This window comes from Pseudomonas sp. Sample_11, assembly GCF_004307505.1.
Taxonomy (GTDB): Bacteria; Pseudomonadota; Gammaproteobacteria; order Pseudomonadales; family Pseudomonadaceae; genus Aquipseudomonas; species Aquipseudomonas atacamensis.
Genome location: NZ_RCOD01000034.1, coordinates 45022 through 58933, shown reverse-complemented (window position 1 = coordinate 58933; position 13912 = coordinate 45022). Strand labels below are relative to the sequence as shown.

17 protein-coding genes are annotated in these 13912 nt (G+C 61.6%); 9 read left to right on the top strand and 8 right to left on the bottom strand.

The features are described 5' to 3' along the window. Positions 1 to 77 precede the first annotated feature (77 nt). The 6 genes from rluB to D8U60_RS08810 form a co-directional block, all read right to left on the bottom strand. Entirely contained in the window at positions 78 to 1298 is a 1221-nt protein-coding gene (rluB, locus tag D8U60_RS08835) for a 23S rRNA pseudouridine(2605) synthase RluB (protein WP_073472826.1), read from the bottom strand. A 142-nt stretch (positions 1299 to 1440) separates the two neighbouring features. After that, entirely contained in the window at positions 1441 to 1632 is a 192-nt protein-coding gene (locus D8U60_RS08830; RefSeq protein WP_016771121.1) for a DUF1289 domain-containing protein, read from the bottom strand. Positions 1633 to 1737: 105 nt separating this feature from the next. Further along, the gene (gene scpB / locus D8U60_RS08825; RefSeq protein WP_130899937.1) at positions 1738 to 2703 is read right to left on the bottom strand and encodes an SMC-Scp complex subunit ScpB; all 966 of its coding nucleotides are present in this window, start codon (positions 2701 to 2703) and stop codon (positions 1738 to 1740) included. A gap of 11 nt (positions 2704 to 2714) precedes the next feature. Then, entirely contained in the window at positions 2715 to 3413 is a 699-nt protein-coding gene (locus D8U60_RS08820) for a ScpA family protein (protein ID WP_172828192.1), read from the bottom strand. Positions 3414 to 3536: 123 nt separating this feature from the next. Beyond that, positions 3537 to 4166 (bottom strand): L-threonylcarbamoyladenylate synthase, encoded by a 630-nt coding sequence (locus D8U60_RS08815; protein ID WP_016771124.1) that lies wholly within the window; start codon positions 4164 to 4166, stop codon positions 3537 to 3539. Positions 4167 to 4179: 13 nt separating this feature from the next. Next, on the bottom strand, positions 4180 to 5043 hold the full coding sequence (locus D8U60_RS08810; protein WP_016771125.1) for a PHP domain-containing protein: 864 nt from the start codon (positions 5041 to 5043) through the stop codon (positions 4180 to 4182). 87 nt (positions 5044 to 5130) lie between these two features. Between D8U60_RS08810 and D8U60_RS08805 the strand changes: the two genes are divergently transcribed. From D8U60_RS08805 to D8U60_RS08780, 6 genes are all read left to right on the top strand, one after another. Further along, on the top strand, positions 5131 to 5727 hold the full coding sequence (locus D8U60_RS08805) for a septation protein A (protein ID WP_024012071.1): 597 nt from the start codon (positions 5131 to 5133) through the stop codon (positions 5725 to 5727). A 1-nt stretch (position 5728) separates the two neighbouring features. After that, positions 5729 to 6028: a YciI family protein gene (locus D8U60_RS08800; protein WP_016987935.1), complete on the top strand. Its 300-nt coding sequence runs from the start codon at positions 5729 to 5731 to the stop codon at positions 6026 to 6028. Positions 6029 to 6136: 108 nt separating this feature from the next. Next, the gene (locus D8U60_RS08795) at positions 6137 to 6547 is read left to right on the top strand and encodes a translation initiation factor 2 (protein WP_039761083.1); all 411 of its coding nucleotides are present in this window, start codon (positions 6137 to 6139) and stop codon (positions 6545 to 6547) included. 7 nt (positions 6548 to 6554) lie between these two features. Further along, positions 6555 to 7232 carry a response regulator transcription factor gene (locus tag D8U60_RS08790; RefSeq protein WP_016771129.1) on the top strand — a complete coding sequence of 226 codons (678 nt, stop codon included), beginning with the start codon at positions 6555 to 6557 and terminating at the stop codon, positions 7230 to 7232. A gap of 259 nt (positions 7233 to 7491) precedes the next feature. Continuing rightward, positions 7492 to 7944, top strand: a complete 453-nt coding sequence (locus D8U60_RS08785; RefSeq protein ID WP_042607494.1) for a Spy/CpxP family protein refolding chaperone — start codon at positions 7492 to 7494, stop codon at positions 7942 to 7944. Between the two features lie 176 nt (positions 7945 to 8120). Continuing rightward, entirely contained in the window at positions 8121 to 9461 is a 1341-nt protein-coding gene (locus D8U60_RS08780; RefSeq protein WP_130899936.1) for a HAMP domain-containing sensor histidine kinase, read from the top strand. A gap of 230 nt (positions 9462 to 9691) precedes the next feature. On the opposite strand, the gene D8U60_RS08775 is transcribed toward D8U60_RS08780, so the two are convergent. Continuing rightward, positions 9692 to 10258 carry a nitroreductase family protein gene (locus D8U60_RS08775; protein ID WP_122611672.1) on the bottom strand — a complete coding sequence of 189 codons (567 nt, stop codon included), beginning with the start codon at positions 10256 to 10258 and terminating at the stop codon, positions 9692 to 9694. 121 nt (positions 10259 to 10379) lie between these two features. Between D8U60_RS08775 and D8U60_RS08770 the strand changes: the two genes are divergently transcribed. Continuing rightward, positions 10380 to 11834: a TrkH family potassium uptake protein gene (locus tag D8U60_RS08770; protein WP_024012066.1), complete on the top strand. Its 1455-nt coding sequence runs from the start codon at positions 10380 to 10382 to the stop codon at positions 11832 to 11834. On the opposite strand, the gene D8U60_RS08765 is transcribed toward D8U60_RS08770, so the two are convergent. Continuing rightward, complete coding sequence (locus tag D8U60_RS08765) at positions 11791 to 12852, bottom strand: AraC family transcriptional regulator (RefSeq protein WP_205905561.1); 1062 nt, start codon at positions 12850 to 12852, stop codon at positions 11791 to 11793. The two genes, D8U60_RS08770 and D8U60_RS08765, sit on opposite strands and share 44 nt — an antisense overlap. A gap of 165 nt (positions 12853 to 13017) precedes the next feature. Between D8U60_RS08765 and D8U60_RS08760 the strand changes: the two genes are divergently transcribed. After that, positions 13018 to 13329, top strand: coding sequence for a DUF962 domain-containing protein (locus D8U60_RS08760; protein ID WP_122611674.1), 312 nt, complete (start codon positions 13018 to 13020; stop codon positions 13327 to 13329). Between the two features lie 14 nt (positions 13330 to 13343). After that, positions 13344 to 13912: HD domain-containing protein (locus D8U60_RS08755; protein ID WP_130899940.1), on the top strand; the 569-nt coding region annotated here is incomplete at its 3' end.

Genomic DNA, 13912 nt, shown 5'->3' with positions numbered 1-13912 from the left:
AGCTTGTAGCTTGTAGCTTGTAGCTTGTAGCTTGTAGCTTGTAGCTTGTAGCTTGCAGCTAGTAACTCACAGCTGCCTTATTCCGGCTTTTTGCGACCGAACCCCGGGCGCTGACCGGAACCGGCCGGTGCGCCGCGACGCTTGCCCGAGGGCTTGTCGCCGTCGACCAGTTTGATCCCCGGACGCTTCGGCGCCGGTTTGGCCGGGCGCTTGTTGCTGGTGTCGGCTGGACGATCCGCCACTGGCGTACCGCGACCGGCCGGTGCACGACCTTCGCCACGCTCAGTACGGCCATTGGCCGGACGCGGTGCGCGCTCGCCGTCACGGGCGACTGGCTTGCGACCTGGACGCTCGCCTTCGATCTGCGGCTCACGGCTCGGGCGCGGTGCGGTCGGTGCGCCAGCGGCTGGACGCAGGGTACGCACGCGCTCGGTCTTGGCCATTGGCCGCGACGATTTGCGCTGCATGCGTTCGAGCTTGTCCTTGCTCTTGGCGTTCAGCTGCGGCATCGCCACTGGCGTCAGGCCGACTTCGGCGCTGAGCACGTCGACTTCGTACTGGCTCATTTCGCGCCAGCGGCCCATCGGCAGGTCGGAGTTGAGGAACACCGGACCGAAACGCACACGCTTCAGACGGCTGACCACCAGACCCTGCGATTCCCACAGACGACGCACTTCACGGTTGCGCCCTTCCATGACCACGCAGTGGTACCAGTGGTTGAAACCTTCACCGCCCGGCGCCTGTTGAATGTCGGTGAAACGCGCCGGGCCGTCTTCCAGCACCACGCCGGCCTTGAGGCGTTCGATCATCTCGTCGTCGACTTCACCGCGTACACGCACGGCGTACTCGCGGTCCATCTCGTAGGACGGGTGCATCAAGCGGTTGGCCAGCTCACCGTCAGTGGTGAACATCAGCAGACCGGTGGTGTTGATGTCGAGACGGCCGATGTTGATCCAGCGGCCTTCTTTCGGACGCGGCAGCTTGTCGAACACGGTCGGACGGCCTTCCGGGTCGTCACGGGTGCAGATTTCGCCGTCAGGCTTGTTGTACATGATCACGCGGCGCACCGATTCGGCGGCCTCTTCGCGCTTGATCACCTTGCCATCGATGGTAATGGCGTCGTGCATGTCGACGCGCAGGCCGAGGGTGGCGTCTTTGCCATTGACCTTGATCCGGCCCTGGCTGATCCAGGATTCCACGTCACGGCGCGAGCCGACGCCGATACGGGCGAGGACTTTCTGCAGCTTTTCGCCTGCTGGGCCGATTTCCTGGTCGTCTTTCTGATTGATGTCACTCATCTGGGCACCTCCCGGTGTGGTCTGTTCAGGCGGCGCCTGAAGTATTGAAAACTGGGTCCAGGCCGAAGGGATCGGCGAAGGGTCGCGAATCATACGCGGATGTGCGCCGTCGCGCATCAGAGACTAGCTGATCGATTGCCGGTTATTTCTTTTTCCGCCGACCGGCACCACCGAGTTTGATCAGGCGCAGCGCGGCTTCGGCCAGCACCGTGCGTTTGTCGTCCTTGTCGAGCTTCTTCCAGGCCTTGATCTCACGCTTGCTGCGACCGCAACCCAGGCAGATGTCGTCGGAGAATTTGCAGAGGCTGATGCAGGGGTCTTTGGTTGAGCTCATTGGGATACCTTTGGAAGATCAAAAGATCGCAGCCTTCGGCAGCTCCTACATTGGAATGCGTCCCCCTGTAGGAGCTGCCGAAGGCTGCGATCTTTTCGGCGCGGGTCAGTCTTCGAACTCGCGCCGTTCGGCTTCAATCGCCTCAGCCAGTGCGCGGGCTTCGGCTTCTTCTTCGCTGAGTTCCGGTTCCGGCTGTTCGAGGGCGGCGACAGCGGCCAGGAGCTTCTCGCGGGCCTCGGCGACGCCGAGAATATCTTCTTCCGGTTCGGCGTCAGGCGCCGCTTCAAGTTCAACTTCAGCTTCAACAACCGGCGCGGTGATCTCAGGCTCGGGCACCGGCGCTTCGCCATCCGCCGCATCGCGCAGCAAGTCGTCGAAATCGGTTTTGATGCCCTCTTCCATGCTGTCCAGCTCCAGCAGCAGGGAATGGAAACTGGTTTCTTCCTTCTCCTCCTCCGGCTCGGCGCTGGCGTCGGCCAGGTCCTGCAGACTCTGCGGCACCGGCACGTCATCGAAGTCGAGCACCGGTTCGGCTTCCATCTCGCGCAGTTCGGCCAGCGGCGGCAGGTCTTCGAGGTTTTTCAGGTTGAAGTGGTCGAGAAACGCCTTGGTCGTGGCGAACATCGCCGGTTTGCCCGGCACGTCGCGATAGCCGACGACGCGAATCCACTCACGTTCGAGCAAGGTTTTGACGATGTTGCTGTTGACCGCCACGCCACGCACGTCTTCGATCTCGCCACGGGTGATCGGCTGGCGATAGGCGATCAACGCGATGGTTTCCAGCAAGGCGCGGGAATAGCGCTGCGGGCGCTCTTCCCAGAGACGGCCGACCCACGGCGAGAACTTCTCGCGGATCTGCAAGCGATAGCCCGACGAGACTTCCTTGAGCTCGAAGGCACGGCCCTCGCAGGATTTGCCGAGCAGGGTCAGGGCTTTCTTGAAGACCGCCGGCTCCGGCCGCTCGCCTTCTTCAAACAGTTCATACAGGCGCTCAAGGGACTGCGGCTTTCCCGAGGCCAACAGAAAGGCTTCAAGCAGGGACGCCAGCTCGCGGGGTTCAGTCAGGTTCATACAGGGACTCGTTATTCGGCTCGGGCTCGCACGTGGATCGCGGCGAACGGCTCATTCTGCACCAGCTCGACCAAGGATTCCTTGACCAGTTCAAGGATCGCCATGAAGGTCACCACCACACCCAGGCGACCTTCTTCAGCGGTGAACAGCTCGACAAATGGCACAAAACCGCCGCCCTTGAGCCGTTCCAGCACATCACTCATGCGCTCGCGGGTGGACAGCGCTTCACGGCTGACCTGGTGGCTTTCGAACATGTCGCCACGGCGCAGGACTTCGGCCATGCACATCAGAATCTCTTCCAGCGCGACGTCGGGCAACAGCTTGCGCGCCCGCGCTTCCGGGGCATCGAGCTTGGGCACGATCACATCGCGGCCGACCCGACTCAGCCCATCGATACCTTCGGCAGCAGCCTTGAAGCGCTCGTATTCCTGCAAGCGGCGGATCAGTTCAGCGCGCGGGTCGTCTTCTTCATCTTCAACGGTTTCGGCGCGCGGCAGAAGCATGCGCGATTTGATCTCGGCGAGCATCGCCGCCATCACCAGATATTCGGCGGCCAGTTCCAGGCGCACCGATTGCATCAACTCGACATAGCCCATGTACTGGCGGGTGATTTCCGCCACCGGGATGTCGAGGATATTGATGTTCTGTTTGCGGATCAGGTACAGCAGCAGGTCGAGCGGACCTTCGAAGGCTTCAAGAAAGACTTCCAGCGCATCCGGCGGGATGTACAGGTCCAGCGGCATTTCCATGACCGCCTGGCCATAGACCATCGCGAACGGCAGTTCCTGCTGGGCGCCGGCCTGGGGATCGACCACGGTTTCCACTGCGGACATTCAGGCCTCGACCATGAACGGCGTCGGATCGCCGCAACCGACGCGGACCACTTCCGGGTCGTCGCCGGTCAGGTCAATCACCGTTGAGGCCTTGATGCCGCCAAAGCCGCCGTCGATGATCAGATCGACCTGATGCTCAAGCAACTGGCGCATTTCGTAAGGATCGCTGAGTGGGTCTTCGTCGCCGGGCATGATCAGCGTCACGCTCATCAGCGGCTCGCCGAGTTCGGCCAACAGCGCCAGCGCGATCGGATGGCTCGGCACGCGCAGGCCGATGGTGCGCTTCTTCGGATGCAGCAACAGGCGCGGCACTTCGCGGGTGGCGTTGAGAATAAAGGTGTAAGGCCCCGGCAGGTGCGCCTTGAGAATGCGGAAGGTGCCGGTGTCGATCTTGGCGTAATTGCCCAGTTGCGACAGGTCGCTGCAGATCAGCGCGAAGTTGTGCTTTTCATCGAGCTGACGCAGACGGCGCACACGCTCGATGGCGGTCTTGTCGCCGATCTGGCAACCAATGGCGTAGGACGAGTCCGTGGGATAAATCACCACCCCGCCCTTGCGGATGATCTCGACCGCCTGTTTGATCAGGCGCGCTTGCGGGTTTTCCGGATGTATCTGGAAAAATTGACTCACATTCTCTACCTGTTCAGACGGCGGCAATATCTGTGTCATGTTTGAACCGACACCACAGGGGTGGAAGGTCCTCGGGAACCGGCCGGTACTGGCCGATCTCGGACCAGCCGCCAGGGCCATGAAAGTCACTGCCGGCGCTGACCAGCAGACCGAACTCACGGGCAAGGATCGCCAGGCTGCCCACCTGTTCTGCGGGCTGATGGCCATTGACCACCTCGATAGCATGCCCGCCTGCTTGAATATAGTCGGCAATCAGCTTTCGGCGCTTGCTACGGGTGAAATCGTAGTGCCATGGATGCGCCAGGCTGACCCAGGCACCGGCGGCGCGCAGGGTGGCGACGGTGTCTTCCAGGGTCGGCCAGTGCAGCTTGACGTCGCCGAGCTTGCCGGCGCCGAGCCATTTGCGAAACGCCTCGGCGCGATCCTTTACATAACCTTCACGCACCATCCAGTCGGCGAAATGCGGCCGGGCCGGCGCGTTGCCGCTGTCGCCCAGCTCCTGCTGGATCTGCCGGGCGCCGTCGAGGGCACCGGGCATGCCCTTGAGGGCGAGCTTGCGGCTTATTTCTTCCGACCGCAGCCAGCGGCCATCGTGCAATTTGGCGATTGCTTCGACCAACGGCGCGGCGTTGACGTCGAAGCCGTAACCCAGCACGTGAATAGTCGCCCCGCCCCAGGTGCAGGACAATTCGACGCCGTTGACCAGTTGCATGCCCAACTCGGTGGCAGCAGTACGCGCCTCGGCGAGCCCCTCAAGGGTGTCGTGGTCGGTCAACGCCAGGACTCGCACGCCGTTTTCGAACGCTCGCGCAACCAGAACCGCAGGCGCCAGGGCGCCGTCGGAGGCCGTGCTGTGGCAGTGCAAATCAACATTCACGGGGAGTTGTAACCTCAAATCAGCTGGCGCTATCGCGCGCCCATATGTTTGTTATTATGCCGCCACATCCAGCTTCTGGCTCTCACTGTGAAACAATTCATCGATTTCATCCCGCTTCTGCTGTTCTTCATCGTTTACAAACTTGATCCACGGGTCGTCGACATTGCCGGCCAGCAAGTGACCGTAGGCGGTATCTACAGCGCCACGGCGATGCTGATCATCAGCTCCCTGGTGGTGTACGGCGCGCTGTTCATCAAGCAGCGCAAGCTGGAAAAGAGCCAATGGCTGACGTTGATCGCCTGCCTGGTATTCGGCAGCCTGACGCTGGCCTTCCACAGCGAAACCTTCCTGAAATGGAAAGCGCCGGTGGTCAACTGGTTGTTCGCTGCGGCGTTCATCGGTAGCCATTTCATCGGCGATCGCCTGCTGATCAAACGCATCATGGGCCACGCGCTGACCTTGCCAGACCCGGTCTGGACGCGCCTGAACATCGCCTGGATCGCGTTCTTCCTGTTCTGCGGCGCAGCCAACCTGTTCGTCGCCTTCACCTTCCAGAGCATCTGGGTCGACTTCAAGGTGTTCGGCAGCCTGGGCATGACCGTGCTGTTCCTGGTCGCACAGGGCGTTTACCTGTCGCGCCATCTGCATGACACCGATACCACAACGCCAAAAACCGAGGACTGACATGCTCTACGCCATCATTGCCACCGACGTTGCCAACTCGCTGGAAGCTCGCCTGGCCGCACGCCCCGCTCATCTGGAACGCCTGCAAGCGCTCAAGGGCGAAGGCCGCATCGTGCTGGCCGGCCCGCACCCGGCCGTCGACAGCAATGATCCGGGCGCAGCGGGTTTCACCGGCAGCCTGATCGTCGCCGAGTTCGACTCCCTCAGCGCCGCACAGGCCTGGGCCGATGCCGACCCGTACATTGCCGCCGGCGTCTACGCCAACGTGATCGTCAAGCCGTTCAAGCAAGTCCTGCCTTAAGTCCTGCCACGCGATGAACCTTCTCGGTTCATCGCGCTCTCAATCGCTCATTATTCTCGTTTGCCTGCCGACAACCTGCCCAATATCCATTTGGAAACAGGTGTCGCGATGCGCAAGGGTCCGTTGTGTCTGATGTTGCTCACGTTGTCGATCATGGCCCCCGCCCATGGTGAGGAAACCACCGAAGGCGGCAGCTCGACGCCATTGTCATTGAGCGCCGGCAGCCAGATCACCGAGCTGCAACAGCGGCTCAAGGCCAGTGAGCAGCAGCGCGAAGAACTGAACAAACAACTGCAAAATGCCGACAACACTCGCGAAAGCGCCCAGCTCGCCCGACTGCGCCAGGAGAACCAGCGTCTGAAGCTGCAACTCAAGGAAGCCCAGGCCAGCCCGCTGCCGCGTTTGCTGACCGATCAACAGCAGTGGTTCGTCACTGGCGCCGGGGTAGCGCTATTGGCGCTGCTCTGCGGTATCTTTGCCAGTGGTGCAAGCCGAAAACGTCGGCAATGGCTAAATTGAGTGAGTCATGAGCGAGCTGTTACTGATTGATGATGACCAGGAGTTGTGCGAACTCCTGAGTAGCTGGTTGAGCCAGGAAGGCTTCCAGGTGCGCGCCTGCCACGACGGCCAGAGCGCCCGCAAGGCGTTGGCCGAAACCGCCCCGGCGGCGGTGGTGCTGGACGTGATGCTGCCCGACGGCAGCGGTCTGGAACTGCTCAAGCAATTGCGCAACGACCACGCCGACCTGCCGGTGCTGATGCTGTCAGCGCGTGGCGAACCGCTGGACCGCATCCTCGGCCTCGAACTGGGCGCCGACGATTACCTGGCCAAACCCTGCGACCCCCGCGAACTGACCGCGCGCCTGCGCGCCGTGTTGCGGCGCAGCCATCCCGCCGCTGTGTCAACGCAACTTGAGCTGGGCGACCTGAGTTTCAGCCCAGTGCGCGGCGTAGTCAGCATCGACGAAAAAGAACTGACCCTGACCGTCTCCGAAAGCCGCCTGCTCGAAGCCCTGCTCAAACAGCCGGGCGAGCCGCTGGACAAACAGGAACTGGCGCAACTGGCCCTCGGCCGCAAGCTGACCCTGTACGACCGCAGCCTCGACATGCACGTCAGCAACCTGCGCAAAAAAATCGGCCCCCACCCCGACGGCCGCCCACGCATCGTTGCGCTGCGTAGCCGTGGTTACTACTACAGCCTGTAAAACCATCTTGTTCCGTGTACGAGCTGCCCAAGGCGGCGATCTTCAGGCTGCAGGACGCAGAGCGTCCTCGGCTGCATTCCCACGCAGAGCGTGGGAACGATCAGATCGCAGCCTTCAGCACCTCCTGCACTGGATATGTGTAAGGCCGGGCACGAAACGTCTTTACCGAAGCTTTACGCTGCGCTGACCGCCGCTGACCTTGATCTGCGTAATCTGAACTCATCCGGAACGTACCGGGAACGAGACAAGGAGATACACCATGCGCAAGACTCTTATCGCTCTGATGTTCGCTGCCGCTCTGCCAACCGTGGCCATGGCCATGCCGCAGGATGGCGGTCCGCTGGGTGGTCCGCTGGATGGCCCGCGCCACGGCGGTCAGATGCACGGCGGCATGCACGGCAAAGGCCCGTACAGCCAGCTCGATCTGACCCGCGAACAGCGCGAGCAGATTCGCAAGATCATGGGCGAGCAGATGCACGAGCGTAAGCAGGTGGTCGACAAGTACCTGGAGAAACTCTCGCCGGCCGACCAGAAAGCCATGAAGGACGAGATCGCGGCCAACCACAAGAAAGCCGAGTCCGATGTCCGTGCACTGCTAAAGCCCGAGCAACAGAAGCAATTCGACGAGATCCAGAAGAAACGCGCCGAACGCCGCGCCGAATGGGCCGAGTTCAAGGCCTGGAAAGCGCAGCAGGCACAAAAGGCGCAATAATGGCTTGACCCTGGGCCCGACGACTTACCTCGTCGGGCCTGTTCCATTCAAATCGAATGTGGGAGCGAGCCTGCTCGCGAAGGCGGTGTGTCAGCCAGCGAAGGTTTGACTGACACTACGTCTTCGCGAGCAGGCTCGCTCCCACATTTGAACGGTGTAATTTTCGAGGAGTTTCTGTGCGTTCACTGTTCTGGCGGATTCTTGCGAGCTTCTGGCTGGCCATCGCTCTGGTAGCCGGGCTGTCGATTCTGCTCGGGCACATGCTCAATCAGGACGCGTGGATTCTCAGCCGCCATCCCGGCCTCAACACGCTGGCGGCGGAATGGACGCAGACTTACGAAACCCAGGGCGAAGAAGCCGCGCAGGACATTCTCGAACAACGCAAACGTCAGTATCACATCGACGTTCAAGTGCTCAACGAAACCGGCGATCCGGTGGTGCGTGGCACTTTCCCGCGCCGCGCCGCAGCATTCGAAGCGCGCCAGAACAACGATGACCGCCGCTTGCCGTGGCGGCGTCTGACCGACGAAATCACCAGCGAAAAAACCGGTGATACCTACCTGTTCATCTACCGCATCCCGCACCCCGAACTCGACGCCTGGCACCGCGAAAGCCTGCTCTGGCCGCTGAGTGCGCTGGGCATCGCGCTGGTGGTGCTGACCCTGTTCAGTTTGCTCGTGACTTTCTCCATCACCCGCCCACTGAGTCGCTTGCGCGGCGCGGTGCATGATCTGGGGCAGACCACATATCAGCAGAACAGTCTGGCGAAACTGGCCAACCGCCGGGACGAATTCGGCGTGCTGGCCACCGATTTCAACCGCATGGGCGCGCGCCTGCAAAGCCTGATCGGCAGTCAGCGCCAGCTACTGCGCGATGTCTCCCATGAACTGCGCTCACCACTGGCGCGCCTGCGCATCGCGTTGGCTTTGGCCGAGCGTGCCAACCCTGAAGAGCGCGAAAAACTGTGGCCACGCCTGACCCGCGAATGCGACCGGCTGGAGGCGTTGATCAGTGAAATTCTGGTGCTGGCGCGAGTCGATGCCGACAACGCCAGCGCTGAAGAAGTGGACCTGAATGCGTTGCTCGCCACGCTGCAAAAGGATGCGCATCTCAGCTCCCCCGAGCAGCCCGTGCGCCTGCAAGCCGAGCCGCAGTTGAATCTCAAAGGCTGGCCGACGATGATCGAACGCGCGGTAGATAATCTGCTGCGCAACGCCCAGCGCTTCAACCCGAGCGATCAGCCGATCGAATTGCACGCTGCGCGGCAGGCTGAGCGGATTGTCATCAGCGTGCGCGACCACGGGCCGGGGGTGCAGACCGAACATCTGAGTCAGTTGGGCGAGCCGTTCTATCGGGCGCCGGGGCAGACCGCTGCCGGGCATGGCCTGGGGCTGGCGATTGCCAAACGCGCGGCAGAACGGCATGGCGGCACGCTGACGCTGGCCAATCATCCGCAGGGCGGCTTTGTGGCGAGTCTGGAATTGCCGTTGGTACCGGGAGTCGTGGTCCAGCCCTGAAAAAGCCCCTCACCCCAACCCTCTCCCGGAGGGAGAGGGGGCCGACCGAGTTGTCTGCCGTTGTGCATCGACCTGAAAGACCGAGTCGATTATGGACTCGCAGAAACAACACGTCCGGTATCCCGACTCTGGATTCAGCGAAGGTCGCTCAGGTCGGTGTAACTCCAAAGCATCCCCCAATCAGTCCCCTCTCCCTCTGGGAGAGGGTTAGGGTGAGGGGCTTTTGATCTTCAGGCTTTACCGGGCCAGGCGCTGACGAACTCAGCCAGATCAACCTTCTCCGCCACGCGCGGCTCTTTCTGCGGCGTGCCGAGATAGAGAAACGCGATCACCTCCTCGCCTTCCACCAGCCCCAAGCCTTCGGCCACATGCTTTGAGTACGCCAGATCCCCGGTGCGCCACACTGCGCCAATCCCCTGCGCATACGCCGCCAGCAGAATCCCGTGAGCCGCACAGCCGGCCGTGAGCAGTTGCTCGGCCTTCGGGTATTTCACGTGTTCCTGCAATTTCGCGATGACCACAACCACCAGCGGCGCGCGCAGTGGGCCGTTGCGGGCCTTGTCGATCATCGCTTCGCTGACTTCGCCGCTCTGCTGGCGGGCCGCCTCGGCCAGCAACTCGCCCATTTGCTCACGCGCTGCGCCTTCGACGGTCAAAAAGCGGTACGGCTGCAAGTGCCCGTGATCCGGGGCACGCAGGGCCGCGCCGAACAGGGCTTCGCGCTGCTCGGCAGTGGGGGCCGGTTCGACCAGTCGGGGAACGGAAACACGGTTGAGCAACGCGTCGAGAGCCTGCATCGGCCACCTCCTTTGAAAAATGTGCGGCTATTCTAGCTTCATCTGCGCAGCGCCTGCCGGTTTACATGCCTTGCCCCACAGGTAGAATGGCGCCCTTCTCCCACCAGCCCGAGCGGATTTCATGGCGTTGCCGACCTTACGGATCATTGGTTTTATCATCGGCATCTTCCTGATCACCCTGGCTGTGGCCATGGTCGTGCCGATGGCCACGCTGGTGATTTTCGAGCGCACCAGCGACCTGCCATCGTTCCTCTGGGCGAGCATGATCACCTTTGTCGCCGGCCTCGCTCTGGTGATACCCGGCAGACCGGAACACATTCACCTGCGCCCGCGCGACATGTACCTGCTGACGGTCAGCAGCTGGCTGGTGGTGTGCATTTTCGCCGCGCTGCCGTTTCTGCTGACCCAGCACATCAGCTACACCGACTCGTTCTTCGAAAGCATGTCCGGCATCACCGCCACCGGCTCCACCGTGCTCAACGGCCTGGACAACATGTCACCGGGGATTCTGATGTGGCGGTCGCTGCTGCACTGGATCGGCGGCATCGGCTTCATCGGCATGGCGGTGGCGATTCTGCCGCTGCTGCGCATCGGTGGCATGCGTCTGTTCCAGACCGAATCCTCGGACCGCTCGGAGAAGGTCATGCCGCGTTCGCACATGGTGGCGCGACTGATCGTGGCGGCCTACGTCGGCATCACCATTCTCGGCAGCCTGGCGTTCTGGTGGGCCGGGATGAGCCCGTTCGATGCGATCAACCACGCGATGTCGGCGATTTCCACCGGTGGCTTCTCGACCTCCGACCAGTCGCTGGCCAAGTGGACGCAACCGGCAGTTCATTGGGTGGCGATTGTCATCATGATCCTCGGCAGCCTGCCGTTCACCCTCTACGTGGCGACGCTGCGCGGCAACCGCCGTGCGTTGATCAGGGATCAACAGGTGCAGGGTTTGCTGGCGATGTTGCTGGTGACCTGGCTGGTGCTCGGCACCTGGTACTGGTGGACCACCAAGCTGCATTGGCTGGAAGCGCTGCGGCATGTGGCGCTGAACGTGACCTCGGTGGTCACTACCACCGGCTTCGCCCTCGGGGACTACAGCCTGTGGGGCAACTTCTCGCTGATGCTGTTTTTCTATCTGGGCTTTGTCGGCGGTTGCTCAGGTTCGACGGCGGGCGGCATCAAGATTTTCCGTTTCCAGGTCGCCTACATCCTGCTCAAGGCCAACCTCAATCAGCTGATCCACCCGCGCGCGGTGATCAAGCAGAAGTACAACGGTCACCGCCTCGACGAAGAAATTGTCCGTTCGATCCTGACCTTCTCGTTCTTCTTCGCCATCACCATCTGCGTGATCGCCCTGCTGCTGTCGCTGCTCGGGGTCGACTGGATGACCGCGCTGACCGGCGCCGCCAGCACCGTGTCCGGCGTCGGCCCGGGTCTGGGCGAAACCATCGGCCCGGCCGGCAACTTCGCCACCCTGCCGGATGCGGCGAAGTGGATTCTGTCGTTCGGCATGCTGCTCGGCCGATTGGAGATCATTACGGTATTTGTGCTGTGTATTCCGGCGTTCTGGCGTCATTGACCGCGTCCGGCACCTGCGTCAGGCGCAAGCGGTACTCGCCGGGCGTGGTGTCGAACCAGCGGCGAAAAGCGCGGAAGAAGTTGCTCGGGTCGGCAAAGCCCAGCAGGTAGGCGATTTCCAGCAAGGTCATGCTCGGTTGCGCCAGATACTGCTCTGCGAGTTCACGCCGGGTGTCGTCGAGCAATTGCTGGAAACTGGTGCCCTCCTCCTGCAAGCGCCGCTGCAAAGTGCGCTGCGACAGGTGCAACGTCTGCGCCACGGTGTCGCGCTTGGGCTCGCCCTGGGGCAACAAACGACACAACACCTGACGTGCCCGGTGCGTCACGCGACTTTCGGAAAACCGCGCCAGATATTCCCCGGCAAAGCGATCATGCAACAGCGCCATGGCTTCATTGGCGGTCGGCAGCGGCGCCTCCATATCGGCACGTTCGAAGATCAACGCATCGTAAGGCGCGTTGAACACCAGCGGTGCGTGAAAGGCTTCTTTATAGGGTTGCAGGTTTGTCGGCTGATCGCCCTGAACCAACACTTTGACCGGGTGCAGCGGGCGCCCGGTCAGCCAGCCGCACAGCGCCAACGCGCAGGCCAGTGACGCTTCGGCGCTCTGCCGGGTCGGCGGCAGGTGATCGCCGTGCACGGTGAGAATCAGCGCATAACCTTCATCGAGCAAGCGAAAGCTCAAGTCGGCGCTTTCGGCAATGATGCGTTGATAGCGCACCAGACGCTGGAAACCTTCAGCCAGGGTATTGCTCGACATCAGCGCGTAGCCGGCGACATGAAACGAGGCCGGGCGCACCACTTTGCCCATGTTCAGGCCGATCGCCGGGTTGCCGGACACCTCGACCGCGCGCTGCCAGAGCCGGGTCATGGAATCCTGCGGGAACCGCGCATCCGGATCTTCCAGGGCAGTGAAATCCAGCCCCAGTTGCTTGAACAGAACCCGGCAATCCAGGCCGTCCATCTCCAGTGCTTTGACAATCCCCATCGCCCAGCTTGCAGAAGTCGTTCGCTCGCTCATGGTTGTTATTCTTTTACATGACGGGCTGCAGATAACCGCCCTATTTGCGAAGGATACTAAAGTGGCGCCGATTGTCACTGGCCCACGCCAATGATCACTCTAGACTCAAATAAGCTCCCCGCCGAACAACTTGTTGCCAGAACAATCACCACAGAGAGCGCGGTCGTGGAAAACATCAAGCAGTTCAACAGCTTCGCCGAGTTCTATCCGTATTACCTCGCCGAACACAGCAACAGCACCTGCCGTCGTCTGCATTTCATCGGCACTTCTCTGGTCATCTTCATCCTCGCCCTGAGCATCGCCAAAGGCGCCTGGCTGCTGTTGCTGGCATTGCCTGTGGCCGGTTACAGCTTCGCCTGGATCGGCCATTTCTTTTTCGAGAAAAACCGCCCGGCGACGTTTCAGCATCCGCTGTACAGCCTGCTCGGCGATTTCGTCATGTACCGCGACATGATTCTCGGTCGCGTGGCGTTCTGAATGAGGATCTGCCAATGAATGCCCATGCTCGCTTCACCCATATGAAGGACGGCACCGAGGAAGACTGGGCGATTATCGCCGCCGATTTCAGTGCCTATGCCAGACAGCTGCCGTCGAGGATCCTCGCGCATCTGAAGCTGCTTGAGGGCGACTTCGGCGGTTTCCCGGTGGATCGCCTGACCCACTCGTTGCAAACCGCGACCCGCGCCTTTCGTGACGGGCGTGACGAGGAATACGTGGTCTGCGCACTGTTGCACGACATTGGCGACACCCTCGGCTCCTACAACCATCCGGACATCGCCGCAGCGATTCTCAAGCCGTTCGTGAGTGCGGAAAATCTGTGGATGGTGGAGAAGCACGGGATCTTTCAGGGCTATTACTTCTTTCATCACCTGGGCATGGACCGGCACTTGCGCGAGCAATTCAAGGATCATCCGCAGTTCCAGGCCACTGCCGAATTTTGCGCCAAGTACGACGCGGCGGCGTTTGATCCGGCATATGACACGCTGCCGCTGAGTTTCTTCGAGCCGATGATGGAAAGGCTGTTTGCGCAGCCGAAGAACTCGATTTACAAGGCTGCGAT

Excerpts from the sequence above, each read along its gene's own strand:
- rluB (WP_073472826.1), bottom strand. The coding sequence starts at position 1,298 with ATGAGTGACATCAATCAGAAAGACGACCAGGAAATCGGCCCAGCAGGC.
- D8U60_RS08830 (WP_016771121.1), bottom strand. The coding sequence starts at position 1,632 with ATGAGCTCAACCAAAGACCCCTGCATCAGCCTCTGCAAATTCTCCGAC.
- scpB (WP_130899937.1), bottom strand. The coding sequence starts at position 2,703 with ATGAACCTGACTGAACCCCGCGAGCTGGCGTCCCTGCTTGAAGCCTTT.
- D8U60_RS08800 (WP_016987935.1), top strand. The coding sequence starts at position 5,729 with ATGCTCTACGCCATCATTGCCACCGACGTTGCCAACTCGCTGGAAGCT.
- D8U60_RS08795 (WP_039761083.1), top strand. The coding sequence starts at position 6,137 with ATGCGCAAGGGTCCGTTGTGTCTGATGTTGCTCACGTTGTCGATCATG.
- D8U60_RS08790 (WP_016771129.1), top strand. The coding sequence starts at position 6,555 with ATGAGCGAGCTGTTACTGATTGATGATGACCAGGAGTTGTGCGAACTC.
- D8U60_RS08785 (WP_042607494.1), top strand. The coding sequence starts at position 7,492 with ATGCGCAAGACTCTTATCGCTCTGATGTTCGCTGCCGCTCTGCCAACC.
- D8U60_RS08775 (WP_122611672.1), bottom strand. The coding sequence starts at position 10,258 with ATGCAGGCTCTCGACGCGTTGCTCAACCGTGTTTCCGTTCCCCGACTG.
- D8U60_RS08770 (WP_024012066.1), top strand. The coding sequence starts at position 10,380 with ATGGCGTTGCCGACCTTACGGATCATTGGTTTTATCATCGGCATCTTC.
- D8U60_RS08765 (WP_205905561.1), bottom strand. The coding sequence starts at position 12,852 with ATGAGCGAGCGAACGACTTCTGCAAGCTGGGCGATGGGGATTGTCAAA.